The organism is Klebsiella sp. 4_1_44FAA, from assembly GCF_000238715.1.
Lineage (GTDB): Bacteria > Pseudomonadota > Gammaproteobacteria > Enterobacterales > Enterobacteriaceae > Klebsiella > Klebsiella pneumoniae.
The window spans coordinates 454958-458162 of record NZ_JH414798.1; the positions used below are offsets into that span (position 1 = coordinate 454958).

Annotated in this window: 2 protein-coding genes and 1 pseudogene; all 3 read left to right on the plus strand. The window is 57.9% G+C overall.

Going from position 1 to position 3205, the window contains the following annotated elements:
- Positions 1-172, plus strand: a pseudogene (locus HMPREF1024_RS31630) (hypothetical protein); the annotation flags it as partial.
- Between the two features lie 205 nt (positions 173-377).
- Complete coding sequence (gene fadD / locus HMPREF1024_RS23340) at positions 378-2063, plus strand: long-chain-fatty-acid--CoA ligase FadD (protein ID WP_002910904.1); 1686 nt, start codon at positions 378-380, stop codon at positions 2061-2063.
- A gap of 69 nt (positions 2064-2132) precedes the next feature.
- Positions 2133-3205, plus strand: a 1073-nt coding sequence (gene rnd / locus HMPREF1024_RS23335; RefSeq protein WP_032451329.1) for a ribonuclease D, incomplete at its 3' end; no start/stop codon positions are given.

The following is a 3205-nucleotide window of genomic DNA, read 5'->3' on the forward strand; positions in this document are numbered from 1 at the left end:
GCTGATGAACGCCACCGGCTACAAGCGCTGGAACGTAGTGCAGCAGGTGGTGATGCCTCCGCAACCTATCGACCCGTGGATGCTGGGTCCGCGCCCCTGGGGCTACGGCTATGGCGGCTGGGGCTGGTACAATCCCGGCCCTGCTGAGGTGAGAAACGTTGTAACCGAATGATTTTGTTGTTTATGTTAGTTCAAAGAAACAGCGGCCGGTCCGCTGTTTCTTTGTTTTCAGTCGAATAAGAAAAAAAATAGTGACGCGCTTCGCAACCTGCTCATTGCCTAATTAATAAACTGGTACGCTGAGTTAATATAATGTTAACAAAATGTATTATCCAGGGGCTGTGATGACGACGAATAACTATTTCAGAGGTGATGCAGTGAAAAAGGTTTGGCTAAACCGTTATCCCGCAGATGTTCCGGCGGAGATAAATCCTGACCGCTATCAATCCCTGGTTGAACTGTTTGAACATGCCACCACCCGTTACGCCGACCAACCGGCGTTTATCAATATGGGTGAAGTGATGACCTACCGTAAGCTGGAGGAGCGTAGTCGCGCCTTCGCCGCTTATCTTCAGGAGGGGTTGGGGTTACAGAAGGGCGATCGCGTGGCCCTGATGATGCCTAACCTGCTGCAGTATCCGGTGGCTCTGTTTGGCATCCTGCGCGCCGGGATGATCGTGGTTAACGTCAACCCCTTATATACCCCGCGCGAACTGGAGCATCAGCTCAACGACAGCGGCGCGGCGGCGATCGTCATAGTCTCCAACTTTGCCCATACCCTGGAAAAAGTGGTGGCGAAAACTCAGGTCCAGCATGTGATCCTGACGCGCATGGGCGACCAGCTTTCCACCGCCAAAGGCACGCTGGTGAACTTTGTGGTCAAGTACATTAAGCGCCTGGTGCCGAAGTACCACCTGCCGGACGCCATCTCGTTTCGCAGCGCGTTGCAGCACGGCTATCGCATGCAGTACGTCAAGCCGGAGATCGTTGCGGAAGATCTGGCGTTTCTGCAGTACACCGGGGGCACCACCGGCGTGGCCAAAGGTGCGATGCTCACCCACCGCAATATGCTGGCTAACCTCGAGCAGGTCAATGCCACCTACGGCCCGCTGCTGCATCGCGGCAAAGAGTTCGTGGTGACCGCGCTGCCGCTGTATCACATTTTCGCCCTGACCATGAACTGCCTGCTGTTTATCGAACTGGGCGGGCAAAATTTGCTGATCACCAACCCACGCGATATCCCCGGGCTGGTGAAGGAGCTGGCGAAGTATCCTTTTACCGCCATGACCGGGGTCAATACCCTGTTCAACGCCTTGCTGAACAACAAAGAGTTCCAGCAGCTTGATTTCTCCTCGCTGCATTTGTCCGCCGGCGGTGGAATGCCGGTGCAGCAGGCGGTGGCCGAGCGCTGGGTAAAACTGACCGGGCAATATCTGCTGGAGGGCTACGGCCTGACAGAGTGTTCCCCGCTGGTCAGCGTTAACCCGCACGATATTGACTACCACAGCGGCAGCATTGGCCTGCCGGTGCCCTCCACCGAAGCCAAACTGGTGGATGATGATGATAACGAAGTGGCGCCGGGTCAGCCGGGCGAGCTCTGTATTAAAGGGCCGCAGGTGATGCTGGGCTACTGGCAGCGCCCTGACGCGACGGATGAGATTATCAAAGACGGCTGGCTGCACACCGGGGATATCGCGGTGATGGATGAAGAGGGGTTCCTGCGCATCGTCGATCGCAAAAAAGATATGATCCTGGTGTCGGGTTTTAACGTCTATCCGAACGAAATCGAAGATGTGGTCATGCAGCATAGCGGGGTGCTGGAAGTGGCGGCCATCGGCGTGCCGTCCGGCAGCAGCGGCGAAGCGGTGAAGATTTTCGTAGTCAAGAAAGATGCTGCGTTAACCGAAGAGGCGCTGATTACGTTCTGCCGTCGCCATTTGACCGGATACAAGGTGCCGAAGCTGGTGGAATTCCGTGACGAACTGCCGAAATCCAACGTCGGAAAAATTTTGCGGCGAGAACTGCGTGACGAAGCGCGCGCTAAAGTGGACAATAAAGGCTAAGTAACGAATGAGTCGCCTGACGCCGGCTACGCCGGCGTTTTTTATGGGCGCAAGTTAAGAGAGTATGCTTTGAACTATCAGATGATCACCACCGACGATGGCCTGCGCGCTGTCTGCGAAGCGGCAAGCGCGGCCTCCGCCGTCGCTCTGGATACGGAATTTGTCCGCACCCGCACCTATTACCCGCAGCTGGGCCTGCTGCAGCTGTTCGACGGCCAGCAGGTCTCTCTGATCGATCCCTTGACGATTAACGACTGGGCGCCGATGCGCGACCTGCTGCTCAACCAGGATGTGACTAAATACCTGCATGCCGGCAGCGAAGATTTAGAAGTCTTCCTTAATGCATTTAACCTGATGCCGCAGCCGCTGATTGACACCCAGATCCTGGCGGCCTTCTGCGGCCGCCCAATGTCCTGGGGCTTCGCTTCGATGGTGGAAGAGTATTCCGGGGTAGCGCTGGATAAAAGTGAATCCCGCACCGACTGGCTGGCGCGCCCGCTGACTGAGCGTCAGTGTGAATATGCCGCGGCCGACGTCTGGTATCTGCTGCCGATCGCCAGCCAGTTAATGGCGGAGACCGATCGCGCTGGCTGGCTGCCGGCGGCGCTCGACGAGTGCCGCGTGATGCAGCAGCGTCGTCAGGAGGTGGTCGACCCGGCCGAGGCCTGGCGCGATATCGGCAACGCCTGGCAGCTGCGTACCCGCCAGCTGGGTTGTCTGCAGCTGTTGGCGGAGTGGCGCCTGCGCAAAGCGCGCGAGCGCGACCTGGCGGTAAACTTTGTGGTGCGGGAAGAGCATCTGTGGAGCGTGGCGCGCTATATGCCCACCAGCCTGGGCGAGCTCGACAGCCTCGGGTTATCCGGTAGCGAAATTCGCTTCCACGGCAAAACGCTGATTAGCCTGGTCGAAAAAGCGCAGGCGCTGCCGGAGTCGGCCCTGCCGGCGCCGCTGCAGAACCTGATCGACATGCCGGGCTACCGCAAAGCCTTTAAAGATATTAAAGCGCTGGTGCAGGAAGTGAGCACGGAGAAGGGCGTAAGCGCGGAGCTGCTGGCGTCGCGTCGGCAGATCAACCAGCTGCTGAACTGGCACTGGCAGCTGAAAACGCAAGCCGGTGAACCTGAGCTGATTTCCGGTTGGCG